At 68.1% G+C, this 16,219-nt stretch carries 16 protein-coding genes; 5 read left to right on the top strand and 11 right to left on the bottom strand.

Annotation, left to right across the window (positions count from 1 at the left end; genetic code table 11):
• Nucleotides 1-44: 44 nt before the first annotated feature.
• From HUA74_RS24115 to HUA74_RS24135, 5 genes are all read right to left on the bottom strand, one after another.
• Nucleotides 45-1,697 (bottom strand): alpha/beta hydrolase-fold protein, encoded by a 1,653-nt coding sequence (locus HUA74_RS24115; protein WP_174456431.1) that lies wholly within the window; start codon nucleotides 1,695-1,697, stop codon nucleotides 45-47.
• A gap of 272 nt (nucleotides 1,698-1,969) precedes the next feature.
• Entirely contained in the window at nucleotides 1,970-2,299 is a 330-nt protein-coding gene (locus HUA74_RS24120; protein ID WP_141643927.1) for a hypothetical protein, read from the bottom strand.
• A 306-nt stretch (nucleotides 2,300-2,605) separates the two neighbouring features.
• Nucleotides 2,606-3,025, bottom strand: coding sequence for a type II secretion system major pseudopilin GspG (gene gspG, locus HUA74_RS24125; protein WP_174456432.1), 420 nt, complete (start codon nucleotides 3,023-3,025; stop codon nucleotides 2,606-2,608).
• A 194-nt stretch (nucleotides 3,026-3,219) separates the two neighbouring features.
• Complete coding sequence (locus HUA74_RS24130) at nucleotides 3,220-4,650, bottom strand: PLP-dependent aminotransferase family protein (RefSeq protein WP_174456433.1); 1,431 nt, start codon at nucleotides 4,648-4,650, stop codon at nucleotides 3,220-3,222.
• Between the two features lie 584 nt (nucleotides 4,651-5,234).
• Entirely contained in the window at nucleotides 5,235-6,206 is a 972-nt protein-coding gene (locus HUA74_RS24135; protein ID WP_174456434.1) for a zinc-binding dehydrogenase, read from the bottom strand.
• Between the two features lie 157 nt (nucleotides 6,207-6,363).
• Here HUA74_RS24135 and soxR point away from each other — a divergent pair, with 157 nt between their 5' ends.
• On the top strand, nucleotides 6,364-6,831 hold the full coding sequence (gene soxR / locus HUA74_RS24140; RefSeq protein WP_141643923.1) for a redox-sensitive transcriptional activator SoxR: 468 nt from the start codon (nucleotides 6,364-6,366) through the stop codon (nucleotides 6,829-6,831).
• 9 nt (nucleotides 6,832-6,840) lie between these two features.
• Here the strand turns inward: soxR and HUA74_RS24145 are convergent, their stop codons facing one another.
• The gene (locus HUA74_RS24145) at nucleotides 6,841-8,676 is read right to left on the bottom strand and encodes a M4 family metallopeptidase (RefSeq protein WP_174456435.1); all 1,836 of its coding nucleotides are present in this window, start codon (nucleotides 8,674-8,676) and stop codon (nucleotides 6,841-6,843) included.
• 124 nt (nucleotides 8,677-8,800) lie between these two features.
• Nucleotides 8,801-9,406, bottom strand: a complete 606-nt coding sequence (locus tag HUA74_RS24150; RefSeq protein WP_174456436.1) for a peroxiredoxin-like family protein — start codon at nucleotides 9,404-9,406, stop codon at nucleotides 8,801-8,803.
• A 68-nt stretch (nucleotides 9,407-9,474) separates the two neighbouring features.
• Between HUA74_RS24150 and HUA74_RS24155 the strand changes: the two genes are divergently transcribed.
• Entirely contained in the window at nucleotides 9,475-10,104 is a 630-nt protein-coding gene (locus HUA74_RS24155) for a TetR/AcrR family transcriptional regulator C-terminal domain-containing protein (RefSeq protein ID WP_174456437.1), read from the top strand.
• Nucleotides 10,105-10,159: 55 nt separating this feature from the next.
• Here HUA74_RS24155 and HUA74_RS24160 read toward each other — a convergent pair whose 3' ends face one another.
• The 3 genes from HUA74_RS24160 to HUA74_RS24170 all read right to left on the bottom strand — a co-directional run bounded on the left by HUA74_RS24160 (nucleotide 10,160) and on the right by HUA74_RS24170 (nucleotide 11,764).
• A complete protein-coding gene (locus HUA74_RS24160; protein WP_174456438.1) occupies nucleotides 10,160-10,600 on the bottom strand; it encodes a GFA family protein in 441 nt (146 codons plus the stop codon).
• Nucleotides 10,601-10,667: 67 nt separating this feature from the next.
• A complete protein-coding gene (locus HUA74_RS24165) occupies nucleotides 10,668-10,904 on the bottom strand; it encodes a hypothetical protein (protein ID WP_174456439.1) in 237 nt (78 codons plus the stop codon).
• 47 nt (nucleotides 10,905-10,951) lie between these two features.
• Nucleotides 10,952-11,764, bottom strand: a complete 813-nt coding sequence (locus HUA74_RS24170; protein WP_174456440.1) for an AraC family transcriptional regulator — start codon at nucleotides 11,762-11,764, stop codon at nucleotides 10,952-10,954.
• A gap of 168 nt (nucleotides 11,765-11,932) precedes the next feature.
• On the opposite strand from HUA74_RS24170, the gene HUA74_RS24175 reads away from it, so the two are divergent.
• Nucleotides 11,933-12,679: an SDR family oxidoreductase gene (locus tag HUA74_RS24175; RefSeq protein WP_174456441.1), complete on the top strand. Its 747-nt coding sequence runs from the start codon at nucleotides 11,933-11,935 to the stop codon at nucleotides 12,677-12,679.
• 23 nt (nucleotides 12,680-12,702) lie between these two features.
• Nucleotides 12,703-13,578, top strand: coding sequence for an NAD(P)-dependent oxidoreductase (locus HUA74_RS24180; protein WP_174456442.1), 876 nt, complete (start codon nucleotides 12,703-12,705; stop codon nucleotides 13,576-13,578).
• 9 nt (nucleotides 13,579-13,587) lie between these two features.
• Here the strand turns inward: HUA74_RS24180 and HUA74_RS24185 are convergent, their stop codons facing one another.
• The gene (locus HUA74_RS24185; RefSeq protein ID WP_174456443.1) at nucleotides 13,588-14,793 is read right to left on the bottom strand and encodes a serine hydrolase; all 1,206 of its coding nucleotides are present in this window, start codon (nucleotides 14,791-14,793) and stop codon (nucleotides 13,588-13,590) included.
• A gap of 171 nt (nucleotides 14,794-14,964) precedes the next feature.
• Between HUA74_RS24185 and HUA74_RS45850 the strand changes: the two genes are divergently transcribed.
• Nucleotides 14,965-16,101 (top strand): leucine-rich repeat domain-containing protein, encoded by a 1,137-nt coding sequence (locus HUA74_RS45850; RefSeq protein ID WP_246137278.1) that lies wholly within the window; start codon nucleotides 14,965-14,967, stop codon nucleotides 16,099-16,101.
• Nucleotides 16,102-16,219: the final 118 nt, after the last annotated feature.

A 16,219-nucleotide genomic window follows, 5' to 3' on the forward strand; every position in this document is an offset into this window, starting at 1 on the left:
CACCGCGGCTTCGGACCTCATCTCCGTCCGGAGAGAGATGAACCTCAGGGGCGCTGCTGCGCGAGCATCCAGCTCAACACCTTCGGGTCCTGGTAGACGCGGTCCCAGATTTCATGGCCGCCGTCATGAAAGAGGGTGAAGAGCACCGGGCGCTCGGGAGGATTCCCATTCGCATCCTGGGCCGTCTGGCCGTCGACCCAGTCCCACCGCCCCAGTGCCGGGCGGAAGAACGCGGTCTGCGCCCGAGGCGGATAGGTGTACGTGTCCATGACGGTTCCCGTGGCCCCCATGGCCTGTCCCAGCCGGGTGAACCATTCGCGTGTCCCCGAATACGAGACGGGGTCGTTGATGGCGTGTGAGCCCCAGACCGGGAGGTTGGCGTCCACCATGGCCTGCGCGCGAGCGGCGGAGGCGCCGTAGCCTCCGTTGCACACGGGAACCGCGGCCGCCAGCTTCGCGGGGAAGCTCTGCGCATAGGAGAACGTGCCCGCGCCGCCCATGCTGAGGCCCGTCAGGTACACGCGCTTCCTGTCCACCTTGTACGTCGACAGGATTCGCTCGATGAAGGGGTTCAGACTGTCCAGGGCCTCCTGGTCGTTCCAGTAGCTGCTGGTGCTCGTCTGGGGCGACACGAGGATGAAGGGATAGTCCTTCCCGTTCTTGTCGATGTACGACTGGAGCCCCATGTTCCGGACGCGCTTGAGCTGGTTGGTGCCGCCGTCGCCTCGCTCACCCGCGCCGTGCAGGAAGATGACGATGGGCCAGTTCGTGGCCGCGTTGTAGCCCGGCGGCAGGTACACGACGTAGCCATAGTTCCCCGGAAGCGTGCTCGTGGTGTCCCTGTAGATTTCGGTGGTCGTGCCTCGCCCGGTGCTGGCGGGCTCCACCCGCACCTTCGTACGTGAGGTTGCCGTGGCTCCCTGGTCATCCGTCACGAGCAGGTCGAACTCGTAGAGCCCCGCCACCAGGCCCGAGGCCGTGGCGGTCAGCGTGCTCGCGCCCGTCAGCGTGGCGGTGTTCGGCCCGGAGAACTGGGTCCACTGCCGGGAGACCACCGTTCCGTCCGAATCGCTCGCCGTGCCAGTGAGCTGCGCGGACGACGTGGGCAGCACCACCGTCTGGTCCAGGCCCGCCGAGGCCGTGGGAGGCACATTGGCGGGCGGGCCCACCGGCGCGCCATAGATGACGATTTCGTTCGACGCTCCGTACAGGGTGCGCGCGAAGTGGATGTAGCGCGTGCGCTGGCCCACGGACACCAGTTGCCACGTCTCCCACAGGGTGGTGTTGATGGTGAAGGTGGAGGTCCATGCACCCGGCGCCCCCACACGGAAGGAGACCGAGCCGTTGTGGTCGTACGTGTCGAACACGCCGACTTCCGTCACGTCGTGGAGCTGGCCCAGGTCGATGATGAAACCCATGGGGTACTGGGTCTCGTTGTAGACGACGTTGCCCCAGGTCGTCGCGGGCTTGAAGGTCGAGCCCGCGCGCGGGTCACCTATCAGCGCCTGCTCGTCGTAGAGGTTTTGATAGACGCCCAGCGTCGGGCGGACACCGTCCGGTTGAACCATCGCCGGAGCGATGACCAGCTTCTGTCCCACGAGCGGCGAGGCCGTGGAGGAGAGGGCCTGCTCGGCTCCACCGTCCTCGGGAACTCCACATCCGACCAGCAACACGCCCAGCGAGGCGAAACCACGCATCCATACGTCACGAAGCCGCGAACGAATCACAAAGCCTCCTCATTCAGAGATGGTGAGGAGGGCCAAGCAATCCTGACTAATCTCGATTGTCCAGATTAATCAATTTCTGATGTTCTTGTTCCCTGGAAGGCACCGTCTGCCCCGGCAATTCGTGGTCATTTCGCAACCATATTGCTGTGGTATAACATATTCTCTTGACGAGATGGCGCTCCGACCTCCCGGGACCTCCCGGCCGCGGCCGAGAGGTCCCTTGGGATGCCCGCAGTGACAGCTCAGCAGGTCTTTCTGATGAGCGCCTGACAGTGCTTGATGGCCTGGGCGATGGTACAGCCGGTGGCCGTGCAATGCGGCCGCCCCGTGTTCGGATGTCTGCAGTAATTGAGCACCACCCAGCAGGCGAGATTGTCCTCGTCCACGCTCATATTGGCGACTTCGGCGTCCGGTGCCTGCTCGCCCGGCTCAGCCGTCCGCTGTTCGATGACCAGCTCGCGGCCATCCTCGGTGGTCATCACCTGGCCGGTCTCCGGCGGGCTCGCCTCATCAGTGCCACAGCCGACGAGCGGCATCATTGCCAGGAACATTCCCAGGAACAGCTTCTTCATGGTCAGGCCTTTCTCTTGGACGAGAGGACGCCCCACGGGCGCCACCGGAGGTTCGGATGAAATCCGGCCTTCGATGCCTAAACCGCGAAACAATAAAACACAAACACCATGACCCAATCGACAGACATGAGACATTCAGGATGTAGCATTCTGGCGGTATGAGCCAGGAGAACCCAGACAGGTACCCCGCTCGCTGCGGGGAGAGCATGCGGGGTCTGGCCCCAACGACTCGGCACCGCGATGCGGGCGGTGCCGGAGGGAACAAGCGGGCCCGCCATGTTCCCCGCACCCGTCGGATGGGCGGACTCAGCCCTTCTGGGAGTTCGCGGGCGCGGAGGAGATGTCCGCGTCCTCTCCCTCGCCACCCACGGTGCCGTCCGCTCCGTAGGAGATGACGACGGGCCGGCCTCCCTCGTTGAGATACACGTAGTCGTTCTGCCACGGGTCCTTGGGGAGCTGCTCCAGGGTCCGACTCTCCACCAACGCGCCGAGCCCGGATTGCGTGTCTGGGAAGCGGCCCTTCTTCGAGTAGTGGAGCTTGAGCGCGGTTTCGATGGTCTTGATATCCAACGAGGCCCGGTCTCCCCTCGCCTCGCCCAACGTCGGAATGACAGCCACCCCGACGGCCGCGGCGATGAGGCCAAGGATGGTGATGACCACCATGATTTCAATGAGCGTCATGCCGCGATTGCGACGGCGCTGCTGCCTGGACTTGTTCTGGTTCATGTCTGTTCTTCACCTCATGTGACGGAATGGCAGGCCCCCACCTCGCCACGCGTGTCGCCCTGTCCTTCGGCACCCTGGCTTCGCGCATGGCGCTGCCCTGAAGGGCCCTCTTCCGACCTCCGGCGTCGGGCCCGGGGACCTCCAGTGCAGGCCACGTGCCGCCATGAAGTTCGTCAGGGCCGCGAGCCCGGTGGTTACCGCGTCGCCGCGAGGACCGCGGCCAGCCGCCGTACGCCTTCGTCGATCCGGTTCACGGGAATGCTCCCGTACCCGAGGACGAGCCCTTGGGGAGGTGTGGGGGCGGTGGAGAAGCGAGACAACGGATACACCGCGATGCCCTCCGCGTTCGCGGCGCGAGCGACTTCGTCGGCGTGCAATCGCTCGTCCCGGAACAGGGCACACAGGTGGAGCCCAGCCACCGATGGAGCGGGCTCCGCCCAGGTCCCCAGGTGGCGCTCGATGGCGCTCACCAGTCGATCACGGCGGGACTGGTACTCCTTCCGGGCCCGGCGGACATGCCGCGCCAGCAGCCCTTCTTCCATGAACCGCGCCAGAGCGGCTTGAGTCGTGAGGGGACTGTGCCAGTCCGTCAGGGCCTTGGCGGCTCGCAGCGCGGGACGAATCGAGGGCGGGGCTATCAGGTACCCCACCCGAAGTTCCGGCAGCAGGGTCTTGGAGAACGACCCCACGTAGATGACTCGCCCGCCTCGGTCCAGGCTCTGGAGTGGCTCCAACGGTCGGTCGTCGAACCGGAACTCGCTGTCGTAGTCATCCTCGATAATGGCTGCCCGACGACGTTCCGCCCAGGCGAGCAGCGCCATCCGCCGCGCCAGGGACATGGGCATGCCGAGTGGAAACTGATGGGACGGCGTGGTGTAGACCACCGCCGCGTTCTCCGGCAATGCGTCCACCTCCAGCCCTTCCGCATCCAGCGGCACCGGATGAACCCGCGCCCCCTGTGACTGAAACAGCAGTCGCGCCATGGGGTAGCCAGGGTCTTCCATGGCCACCACGGCGCCCGGCTCCCACAGGACGCGGCCGATGAGGTCCAGCGCCTGCTGGGTTCCGTTGGTGATGAGGATGTCCTCGGCTGTCGCCTGAATCGACCGGGCGACTCCTACATGCCGCGCGATGGCCTGCCTCAGTCGGAGCAGCCCGGAGGGCTCCTGGTAGAGCGCCTTGCGGTTCTCCGCTGAATGCAACTCCCGAGTCACCAGCCTGCGCCAGGCGGCGAACGGGAAGAGTCGCGCATCCGGAATCCCGGCGCGAAAGTCGAAGGCGGGTTTTCGCGCCGGGCGCTCCGGTCCCACGGTGACTCGGTCCCAAACGGGCAGAGGGCGGAGCCCCGTTCCGGACAGGGCGTTGCGTCGCTGTTCGGCTGGCGCTATCGGCGACCGAACGAAGGTGCCCGAACCCACGCGAGCGGAGAGGAAGCCCTCCGAGGTCAGTCGTTCATAGGCGGCGGTGACGGTATTGCGCGAGACCTTCAGTCGGTCAGCCAGCTCTCGCGTGGGAGGAAGGTTGTCGCCACTTCGAATGCGACCCTCGAGAATGGCATCCCTCAACTGGCGGTAGAGCTGCGTGGCAAGCCCGTGTCGTCCGGAGACCGTCAAGTGGAGGTCCATCGTGGCCATCCTCATTGGACCCTTGGAAAGTGTCAATGTGCGGACACCTATGGGTCCACTGCGTCGGGAGCGTGGGTCCTCCGTTGAATCCAGCGTGCGGCCCGTGCCCAGGTTGCCCGGCGGTCGAACTCCTCCGCCCGCCACTGGGTGGAGACCATCGTCCCTCGGCCCTGGAACCGTCGAACCACTCGCACGTGGGGGGCCCAGCGCACGAAGCGTCGAAGGTCCTCTTCGCTCTTCCATACGGAAACCGACCCGGACCTTCGGCCCAGGACCTCAAACCACAACCACGTTCCCACCGCGCCCTCGAGCTGTGGCCAGGCTTGTCTCAGCTTCGAGCCCTCCCACCAGATCGCCGGTATGTCTCGGATGTATGCGGCGGTGAATTCGGTCACGCTGATGAGTACCGGGCCCGGCGCTACCTGCGCACCCCCGGCCTTCCACCGACTTCTCCTCATGAGTCACTCCTCCTGATGGTGTTCCAGGGTGGAGGGCGGATTGGCTCTACTCAAGGGCCAATCCGGAGAAGAATGAAGGAGCCAATTGACAGCCGTTCGCCAGCTCCGGCCCACAGGGCCCGCCGCTCAAATCAGCAACAGCGCCTTGCCGGTGATGCTTCGGGCCGTGAGCGCCGCATGGGCGTCCCCTGCCCGCTCCAGGGGGAAGGCCTGCCCGATGACCGGCCGCAGCCGTCCCGCCACGGCCAGCGCCAATGTCTGCTCCGTCAACCGCTGGCGCTCCGGCAGGGGGAACTGGACCTGCTGAATGCCGCGCACCGAGATGTGCCGCCGCTCCGCCTCGGCCGTGTCGATTTCGGCGAACCCACCACCAGGTGCCCCGTGCGCGGAGAACTGTCCTCCTTGCGCCGTCACCCCGAAGGCCGTCTGGCCCAGCTCGCTGCCAGCGCCGTCGAACACCACGTCCGCGCCCCGCCCGTCCGTGGCGTCCAAGACCTGCTGGCCCCAGTCCGGCCGGGAGTAGTCCACCACGACGTCGGCGCCGAGCTCACGGAGGAGTTCCAGCTTCCGCTGCCCCCGCGCCGCGCCGATGACCCGCGCTCCTGCCGCGTGCGCGAGCTGCACCAGCAGGACACCCATCCCTCCCCCCGCCGCGGTGACGAGCACCCACTGTCCCGGACGAATCGCCGCCTTCTCCATCAGTCCCAGCGCGGTGGGACCATCGGACCGGAGCGCCGTCGCGTCGCGCAACTCCAGCCCGTCCGGCACAGGGACCATCTTCCGCACCGAGACGACAGCACGCTCCGCATACCCCCCGCGCTCCTCCGTGTTGGCGATGACCCGCCGACCCACCCAGCCCGGGTCCACGCCCTCGCCCACCGCGCTCACCGTCCCACCCACGCCGAAGCCCGGCACGTAGGGCGGGTCAATCTTGAAGAACTCTCGTCCCCAGCCAGTCCGAATCTGCGTCTCGACGAAGATGATGTCCGCGAAGGAGACCTCCACGAGGACCTCACCTGCCCCGGGCCTGGGCTCGGGCACCTCATGGGGTTCCAACACCTCCGGCCCACCGAACCTCGACACCTGGATTGCGCGCATGCGTTTCACCCTCCATGGCCGCGCGGACACGGCGGAGCCAGGCGGCGAGACACCATGTCCCGCCCGCCTGCCCGCTCGTGACTCGAACGCCGCACGCCAGGAAATCTGCGACTTCAAGTGCACTTGAAGTCAAGGCGAAGTGCGCGCATATCGAGGCATGGACGAGTCGCTCACGATTGGACAGCTGTCCCGACGCACCGGCGTCGCGACCTCCGCGCTGCGCTTCTACGAGGAGCGGGGCCTCATCCACTCCGAGCGGACCTCCGCGCGCCACCGACGCTTCGCCAGGCCCGTCATCCGGCGCGTGGCGTTCATCGTCTTCGCCCAGCGCGTGGGGCTCAGCCTCGAAGAGGTCGGCCGGGAGCTCGCCAGACTGCCCGTCGACACCGTCCCAGGCCGACAGGACTGGGCTCGGCTGTCCGGGACGTGGAGTCAGCGCATCGACGAGCGCATCGCCGAGCTCGAGCGGCTCAAGGCGGGGCTGACAGGGTGCATCGGCTGCGGCTGTCTCTCATTGGACCGCTGCCGCTACGTGAATCCAGGAGACCGGGCCGCCGCACAGGGGCCCGGTCCACGCTTCTGGGTCAGGGCTCCGAAACACGAGCCACCGACCCAGGAGCGATGAAGCGGACGGCTACTTCACGCCCACCGCGGCCCAGCTCTCCAGCACCTTCGCGGCCTCGACGGAGTCCTTGCCGTAGAGGTCCTGCGCCGCCTTGAGCGTTGCCTCCTTCGCCTGGGCGAAGTTGGTCTGCGGCGTCATGTAGAAGCTCAGGGCGCGGGAGTAGATCTTCAGGCCCTTCTCGATGCCGATGCCGTCCTTCACCTCGACGTTGGAGGTGCGGTTCTTGCCGCCCTCGGACAGCAGGAAGAAGGCGTTGTTGGCGATGCCCGAGTTGATGTGCACGCCGCCGTTGTCCTGCGAGCCCTTGTAGCGCTTGGAGTAGTGGTCCGGCGACATGCCGTCGCTGGACGGGTTGCTCAAGTCACGCAGGCCGTCGGTGGGGTCGCCGTTGTTCGGGGTGAACGTGTCCTCGCCCACCGTCCAGTCGAACTTGACCGCGTCGTTCTTCTGGCTCGCGTGCCACTCCACGCCCACGCCCATGATGTCGCTGAACGCCTCGTTGAGGGCGCCCGACTCGTTGCGGTACTCGAGGCCCGCGGTGCGCTCAGTCAGACCGTGGGTGATTTCGTGGCCCGCGATGTCCAGTGTGGTGAGCGAGCCGAACTGGTCGCCGTCGCCATCGCCGTAGTTCATCTTCTCGCCATCCCAGAAGGCGTTGGCGAAGTCGTTGCCCACGTGCACGTCGGAGATGAGCTTCTCGCCCTTGCCGTCGATGGAGTCGCGGCCGAGCACTTCCTTGTAGAAGTCGTACGTCGCCTGCGCGCCGTACTGCGCGTCCACCGCGTCCTTGGTGCGCGCGGAGTCGGTCGCCTCGCCCCAGACGTTGTTGGCGTCGGTGACGGGGGCGTGGACGCCGTCCTGCCTCGGGTCATCCGGGTTGCGGTTGAGCGCGTCACGCGTCAGCACACCCCCGCCGCGCGAGGTGTCCTCCAGCGTGAACGTGCCGTCCGCGTTCTTCGTGCTGCCGATCTCCACCTTGCCGCTGTACTGGGTGGTGTCGTCCGCCTTGCTCGCCGTGGGCTCCGTCGACGGCCCGGTGGGCGTCGTCGGCTCGGTGGTGCCCGCGAGGGAGGGCCGGGCGTGCGCGGGGCCCGCGCCGTGAGCGTGGTGACCCACGCCGCCCATCTGGTTGTACTGCTCCATCACCTTGCCGGTGTTCGCGTCGACCAGGTAGTGCATGCGGCGCGGGTCCTTGCCCGGGCCCACGTCCGTCGTGTTGCTCATCTCCACGTGGTACGCCGCGCGGTACTCGCCGCTGGCATCCTTGAAGATGACGCGCTCGGAGACGGGCTTGCGGTCCGTCGCGCCGCCGAACTCCTTCTGGGCCACGGACAGCGCGTCCTGCGCGCTCAGCTTCGTGGGGCTCTTGCCCAGGCCCGCGGGGATGGTGGACACGTCGCCGGTGACGCTGTCGACCTTGCCCTCGCGCGTCAGGTGGCTGACCACCTGCTCACCAAAGACGGGGACGCCCTCGCTCTTGCGGTCCATGCGCACGTGCGTCATGCCCAGGTCGTCCTGCTCCACCGCGCGCGGCGCGAAGTCCGTGGCGTTGACGCCCGGCCTGCCGGCCAGCAGCTGCGACACGGTGGGCGCGCCCTGCTTCTGGAGGTAGTCCACCGTCGTCTGGATGGCGGCCTTGCTCGACTCGCTGTCCAGGGCCACGGGACCGGACTTCACCGGCGGGGCCAGCGGCGCGGCCGGCTTCACCTGCGCGGGACGCACCGGCGCCTCGAACGTGGAGCCCTCGGCGAAGCCCACGGCCTTGTTCTTCACCTCCGCGGTGACGGGCCGGGAGTCAGCGGGACGCGTGACGGGAAGCTTCGGGAGGTCGGCGCGAATCTTCATGGTGGGGGTGCCCAGAGGTTGAAGTACGGCTTGCGTAGGTATTCTCGATTCCTGCGAGCCCGGGTTGTGTCTCCGTAAGAGGAAACCGCACACACTTCCCGTCGATGCGTCCAACCCCCTGGAATCACTGCACTGGGACGGGCTGGAGGCGCGTGGGAGCGGGGCGGACCTGGGCCAGCAGCTCGTCCACGGACCACTGGTCGTCCGCGTGCTCGCCGTACTTCACGGCCAGTATTTCCCCCTCACTTCCAATGAGGAAGTCCGCGGGCAGCCCCAGCCGCCCTCCCGCCGGGAGCACCGGTGGGGCCGGATGCCGCCCGGTGAAGAAGTCCCCGAAGCCGTTGATGAGCGCCCGGAGGAGCCCGCCCCAGACCCGAGGGTCCAGGAGCGCCCGGGGCGCGGCCTCCACGCCGTACTCCCGATAGAGGCGTCGTCGAGGATCACCCACGAGGGCGAACGGGAGGGCCCCCTCATAGGTGCGCAGCTCCTCCGCGCTCGAGTGGAAGACGACGACCTCCCGCACCCCCACCGCCTTCAGCTCCTCGTGGCGTCGCGCGAAGGAGCGCAGGTGCAGGTGGCAGATGGGGCACCCGGCGAAGCGCCGGAACTGGAGGTGCACCGTCATCCCCGGCTCGGGGATGCGGACCGTCCCTCCAGAAACAGTCTCCAGCTCCCTCGCGGTGAACCGCTCCCCCACGGACCACTTCCGGCCTTCCGTTCGCGCGGACATCTCTTCCTCCAGCGTAGGCGTACGTTGTACTCCTAAACTAAGAAGGTGCCCCTTACGCTGTCAATCGAATGCCCCGTCCCCGCTCGCTCACTCCGTCAGCCATCGCCTCCGCCGCGCTCACCGTCATCGACCGGGAGGGGCTGGACGCGTTGACCATGCGCTCCGTGGCGAGCGCGCTCGGCATGGGCACCATGTCGCTGTATCGCTACGTGGAGGGCCGCGAGGCGCTGGAGTCGCTGGTGGTCGACACGGTGATGCGCGACATCGAGCTCCCCGCCCCGTCGTCGAGCGCGCGGTGGACGACCCGGGTGATGGGGCTGATGACGCGCGTGCGGGAGGCGGTCGTCCAACATCCCGCCGTCGCGCCCCTGCTGCTCACGCGCCGCCACTCCACGGAGGGCACGCTGGCGTGGGGTGAGGCGCTCCTGGGCCTGCTGACGGAGGGAGGCTTCGACGGCTCGGCGCGGGTCATCGCGTTCCGCACGCTGGTGAGCTACGTGTTCGGAGCCGTCCAGCTGTCGCACCTGGGCTCGCTCTCCGGCGACGGCACGGCCGCGCTCGCGGAGCTGGATGCGTCCACGTATCCGCTCCTCCGGGAGACCGCGCAGCGCGCGCGGCGCATCACACCGGAAGAGGAGTTCCGACGCAGCCTGGAGGTCATCCTGCGCGGACTCGAGGAGGCGGTGGCCCGCCGATGACTCCGGGGGCCAGGCGTGTCGCCCTCCGCGTGGGCGACACAGGGGTGGTGGCGAATCAGGCGGTGGGGCGAAGCGGCCACGGCTGGTTGCTCGGGCCGGCCTCCCAGTTGTTGTAGCGGCCATCCCAGTACTGGACGGTGAGCTTGGAGACGTCCACGCCGTCGAGGCAGCCCAGGTTGATGGAGCGGAAGTGGCCGCCCATCTCCTCGACGAAGCCTCCGCCGTAGCACTGGATGCCGCAGTGCTTGCAGAAGCGGCGGTAGTTCTGGCTGTCACCCACCCGGTACTCGCCCGTCTCGCTCTCACCCTGGAGAACGCGGAAGGCGCTGGGGGGCATGGAGGTCGTCGTCGTTCCCACCTTGGTGCAGACGGTGCAGTTGCAGCGGTTCACCGGCTCCGCGAGGTCGAACTCGGCCTCGAAGCGCACGGCGCCGCAGTGACAGCCGCCGACGTACTTCTTGAAGGTGGGGGACTTCTGGGGGGCGGTCTCGCTCATGGTGGGTTCTCCTCGGTGCGGCGTGTTGATGGAGGGAGTTATGAACCCTGCCAGTGACAGGTGTATGTCAGGTTTCCGCGAGGCCCCCCGCCTGCCGGGCCTGACGCAGGAGGTCGAGCAACTCCCCCTGTGCCTTCTGACGCCCCGGATTGTCCTTGGAGCCCAGGCCCTGGTGCTCCAGCCAGGCCGTCACCATGGCCTGGCTGGCCCCCCTGGCTCGCGCCCAGGCGTCCTCGGCGGAGTCGAAGTGGAGGTCGTTCGCCTGGAACAAGGCGAGCAGTTGCGTGGTGGGCGTCTCTGACATGGTGGACCCGGCTCTACGCCGCGCCTCACCTCACGGGCAACGTGGAATCACGCGCGCGAGCGGACGATGGCGCCCGGTGTCACTCCCAGGACCCGGCGCATGCACCGGGACATGTGGCTCTGGTGGGAGAAGCCCGCCTCCAGCGCGACCTGCCCCGTGGGCAGCCCACCGCGCAGCAACAGGGTGCGGGCCCGCTCCACCCTCCGTTGAATCACATACTCGTGGACGGGCAGTCCCGTGGAGCGCTTGAAGAGCGTCTTGAAGTGCGACGCGCTGACACCCGCCACGCGCGCCAGGCTCGCGAGGGAGAGGTCTTCCTCCAGGTGCGACTCCACGTAGTCCGTGACTCGCTGGAGCTGGGACGCGGGGAGCCCGCCGCGCGCCTCGGCCTGGGTCCGGTACCGGGCCAGCAGTCGCGCCGCGAGCGCCAGCCCCAGGCTCTCCCGGTAGAGCAGCCCGTTGGGGAAGTCCGCGCGAGACTCCGCCTCCAGTGCCCAGGCGATGTGCTCAATCTGCTCGTCGCGGAAGTGGTGGCGCGATTCCAGCCCCACCCGGTCCGGGTCCAGGCCCATGTCCTCGGCGGCCATCCGCAAGAGCGAGTGGGGCAGTCGCAGGTCCACCGCCGTGCTCGCGTCGTCCTCCACCCAGGTGTCCGACACGCCGGCGGGCATCAGGCTGAGGTCGCCCCGCGTGCGCAGTGAGCGGATGCGGCTGGAGTGACAGGCCACCCGGACGGGGTTGCCGGAATGGATGCTGATGAAGTGGTCCGCGCTGGCGGCGTGCAGAAAGTCACCCACGGCCGTCACGCGCATCTCGACACCGAGGCTGATTCGAGGAGTTCGTCGCGCGTGCTCGCTCATGGCGCCCGAATATAGGGGCCACCGGCTTTTCGTGCTCCCGAATCATCCGCGCGTGCGCGACCCGCGCGGGGGCCGTCGGTATTCCTTTCCCACATCCAACACGACGTGGCCGTCCGGTGGCGCTCGCCGCGCGGCCACGCCTCCAGCCAGGCGTCCGGAGTCATGCACATGGGCAGGTATTCAGGGAAGAAAGCGGTGGTGACCGGGGGAACCGCGGGCATCGGTCTCGCGACGGTGAAGGCGTTGCTCGCGGAGGGCGCGGAGGTGCTGCTCACCGGGCGCAACGAGCAGGGGCTGGACGCGGCACGCAAGGAGCTGGGGCCGCGGGCGCACGTGGTGCGCTCCGACACCGCGAGCCTGCGCGATATCGACGTGCTGGCCTCGCTCGTGAAGGAGAAGCTGGGCTCGGTCGACTTCGTCCTCATCAACGCGGGCTACTCGAAGTTGCGCCCCTTCGACCAGGTGTCGGAGGCCGAGTACGACGAGACCTTCGGCATCAACACCAAGGGCGCGTTCTTCGCCGCGCAGCGGCTGGCGCCTCACGTCCGCGAAGGCGGGGCGTTCGTCTTCACCACCTCCGTGGCGGACGAACTGGGTGCACCGGGCATGAGCGCCTACGCGGGCGCGAAGGCGGCGGTCCGCGCCTTCGTCCGCGTGCTCGGCGTGGAGCTTCTGCCCCGAGGCATCCGCGTCAACGCGCTGAGCCCCGGCTTCACCCGGACGCCGACGTTGGGTGTCACCGGCGCCACGCCCGAGGAGGTGGCGGCCTTCGAGAAGGAGGGCGAGGAAATCACGCCCATGAAGCGCATCGGCTCCGCCGACGAAGTGGCGCGTGCGGCGCTGTTCCTCGGTTTCGAGGCGACGTTCACCACCGGCGCGGAGCTGCCCGTCGACGGCGGCCTCTCGCAGTTCTGATTCGATACAGGAGACACACGAACATGAAGCCCAACATCAGTGTCATCGGCGCGGGCCGCATGGGCTCCGCGCTCATCAAGGCGTTTCTTCGAAGCGGACATGTGACGACGGTCTGGAATCGCACGCGGGCCCGGTGTGAGCCCCTGGCCGCGCTGGGCGCTCGCATCGCGGAGAGCGTGCGGGACGCGGTGCACGCCGCCGACATCGTCGTGGTGAACGTGAATGACTACGACACCAGCGACCACCTGCTCCGTCAGGACGAGGTGACCCGGGCGCTGCGCGGCAAGCTGCTCGTGCAGTTGACGTCCGGCTCCCCTGCCCTCGCGCGCGAGCAGGCGGACTGGGCGGCTCGGCACGGCATCGACTACCTGGACGGCGCCATCATGGGCACGCCGGACTTCATCGGCCAGCCCGAGGGAACGCTCCTGTACGCGGGCCCCTCGGCGCTGTTCGAGAAACACCGGCCCACGCTGCTCGCGCTCGGAGGCAACCCGCGGCACGTGGGCGAGAACGTGGGCCATGCATCCGCGCTCGACAGCGCGCTGCTCGTCCACATGTGGGGTTCCCTGTTCGGCGTGCTGCAGGCCGTGGCCATCTGCCGCGCGGAGAAGCTCCCGCTCGAGACGTTGGCGACGTTCGACAAGGCCCTCGCCCCCGTCGTGGATGGCGCCGTGGCGGACGTGTTCGCCCGCATCCAGCGGAACTCGCTGGGCGCCGACGAGGAGACCCTGGCGACGCTGGAGACCCACAACGTCGCGTTCCAGCACCTGCTGGACCTGTGCAAGGAGCGCGGCATCCACGACGGCATCCCCCGGGCCATGGATGCGCTCATCCAGGCGGCCCTGAAGGCGGGACACGGGAAGGACGACTTCGCGGTCCTCACCCGCTTCCTGCGCTGAGCCGGGCGCTCACCGCGTGACGCCATAGACGGCGTCGCGCACCACCTTCGGGAAGGCACCGAACATGCCCTCGAACGCGGTGTTCGTCAGCGCGACGATGGTGAACTGGTTCACCGGGTCCACGAACCACGTGTGCCCATACGCGCCCATCCACTGCCACGTGCCCTTCGGCTGAGGGCTGCGGGCCAGACCTGGGTCCACGAGCACGCCCATGCCCAGCCCGAAGCCCCAGCCAGGGGCCAGCGTCGCGGCCTCCACGCCCACGCTCTCCGTCGCGAACGCCTCCACCGTGCTCGACTTCAACACGGGCGTGCCGCCGGTGCGCAGCACCTCCAACAGCGTCAGGAAGTCCTCCGCCGTGCCCACCATGCTGGAGCCTCCCGCCGCGAAGGAGCGCGCATCGAAGACGCGGTCGGGCACGAAGGGCACGTTGCTGGGCACGCAGCTCACCCAGTGCTCCTTCCCCATGCGCACCGGCTCCGGCTTTCCGTCACCGTACGGCGTCGCGAGCCGCGCAGTGTCCACCACGTGAAAGCCCGTGTCCTTCAAGCCCAGCGGTCCGGTGACGAGCTGCTCCACGAGTTGGGGCAGCGTCGCATCCGCGGCGCGGGCGAGGACCTCTCCCAGCACATCCGTGGCGACCGAGTAGCCCCAGCGCGTCCCAGGCACATAGGACAGCGGCACGGAGACAATCCGGCGCAGGTTCTCCTCCATGGAGAGGCCCGGCTGGTCCAGGCCCGAGGAGACGTTCGCTCGGTGGTACGGCCCATCCTCGGACTCCATGATGGAGTACGTCAGCCCCGCCGTGTGCGTCATCAGGTGGCGCACGGTGATGACGGGCTCGCTCCCGTCCTCCAGCTTCGGGCGGAAGCTCGGAATCCACCGCGTCACGGGGTCCTCGAGCCGCAGCACGCCCTGCTCCAGCAACGCCATCGCCGCCACGGACACGTACTGCTTCGTCAGGGACGCCAGCCGGAACAGCGCGTCGTCGCGCATGGGCGTACCGGCTTCACGGTCGAAGAAGCCCGCCGCGCGTCGATAGATTTCCTTGCCATTCCTGGCGACCATCACGACGGTGCCCACGATGCGCTTTTGCGCGAGCGCCCAGTCGATGCCCGCGTCCACGCGCGCCGCGAGCGCGGGCTCCCGCGCGACAGCGGGCCCTCGCGGACCGGCTCCTGCGTCAGGTGACTTCTGGGAAGTGGGCGCGCTCATGAAGGTCTCTCCGGAGATGCGAGTCGAGGCTGGGACCATGTCCCCCGGAGATGACAGGGGAGTGTCAGCTTTCTTCGGCATCTCACCATCGCGGGGCTCTCCTCTCCAGCGCCCTTGCTGGCCCGCTGACGGGGCGGTAGGGAATCGGGGCCACCACCGAGCCAGGACCCCATGGCGCAAAAGAAGACCGCCGCCCCTCGTGCCACTTCGAAGAAGACGTCCGCGGCTCCCGCCGTCGCGCCCGAGGTGACCTGGCAAGCCTTGGAGCAACAGCTCCGGGACACGTTGGGCCAGGACGCGGTGGGGCAGTACCCGGCGGACCTGGAGCCACTGCACATGACCTTCGAGCAGGCCCCCGACACGACGGGCATGCTCCCGGAGGCGTATCAGCGCTTCACCGAGGCGCTGGGCTTTCGCTGGGTCACCACCGGAAAGAAGGCGCTGGCATTCCTTCCGCCGCGCTGGCGCGTCCAGGCGTCCCAAGGCATGGGCGTACCGGAACGCTCGTGGACCCAGGTGCGCGAGGAACGAGAGGCGGGCCATCACGCCTACCGCTTCCTGATGTTCGCGTCCGAGGACCTCCATGACGTCAATGGCTACTGCTTCGGCAAGAGCGAGCACGACGACTCGCTCGTCGTCTGGGAGGTCGAGGACAGCCTGCCCCTGCGCGAGCTGGGTCCCTTCACGCCCTGGCTCGCCAAGAAGCTCGCCCCCCTGAGCAAGGCCGTGGCGAAGCCGCCTCGCCGTGGTGCCCCCAAGGGACTGGGAGACCCGCTCGGCCTGGAGCAGGAGTCACACGGAGAAGTGTCCGCGCGAATCCAGGAGCAAGCCGCCGCCGACATCCTCGGCACGTTCCCTCGGGACACCCGGTCCATCCTGCTCCAGGAGCGGCGGTTGGGCGTGCTACCGGACATGGTCCGGGAGTTCACCGCGCTGGAGCAACTGACCCTCATGGACGCGCAGCTGACGCGAGTGTCCCCCGCGCTGGCCCGGCTCACGCAGCTCACACAGCTCGACCTGTCCTGGAACAAGGGGCTGGACGCCCTTCCTCCCGAGCTGGAACAACTCCAGAACCTCGAGTCACTCACCCTGGACCGCACGGGACTTCGCGTCGTTCCGGAGTGGATTGGACGGCTCCCGCGCTTGAGCGCTCTCAGCCTCAAGGCCACGCCCATCACCACGCTCCCAGCGTGGGTGTCACGGATACCGAACCTCAAGTCCCTCGACGTCTCGCTCACCTGCCTGCCCTCGGAAGAGGTCGACGCCTTCAAGCACACGCGCCCGGAGTGCCAGGTGCGCTTCCCCTGAGCGGCGTTCCAGAAATGGGAAGCCACTTCCCAGGGACGGGCAACCCGACCCGAGACAACTCCGGGGCGTCACTCGACACGCCCTGGTAGAGGGATGGCGCGAGCCTTGCTTCGGAGGC

The organism is Myxococcus sp. CA051A, assembly GCF_013336705.1.
Classification (GTDB): domain Bacteria; phylum Myxococcota; class Myxococcia; order Myxococcales; family Myxococcaceae; genus Myxococcus; species Myxococcus llanfairpwllgwyngyllgogerychwyrndrobwllllantysiliogogogochensis.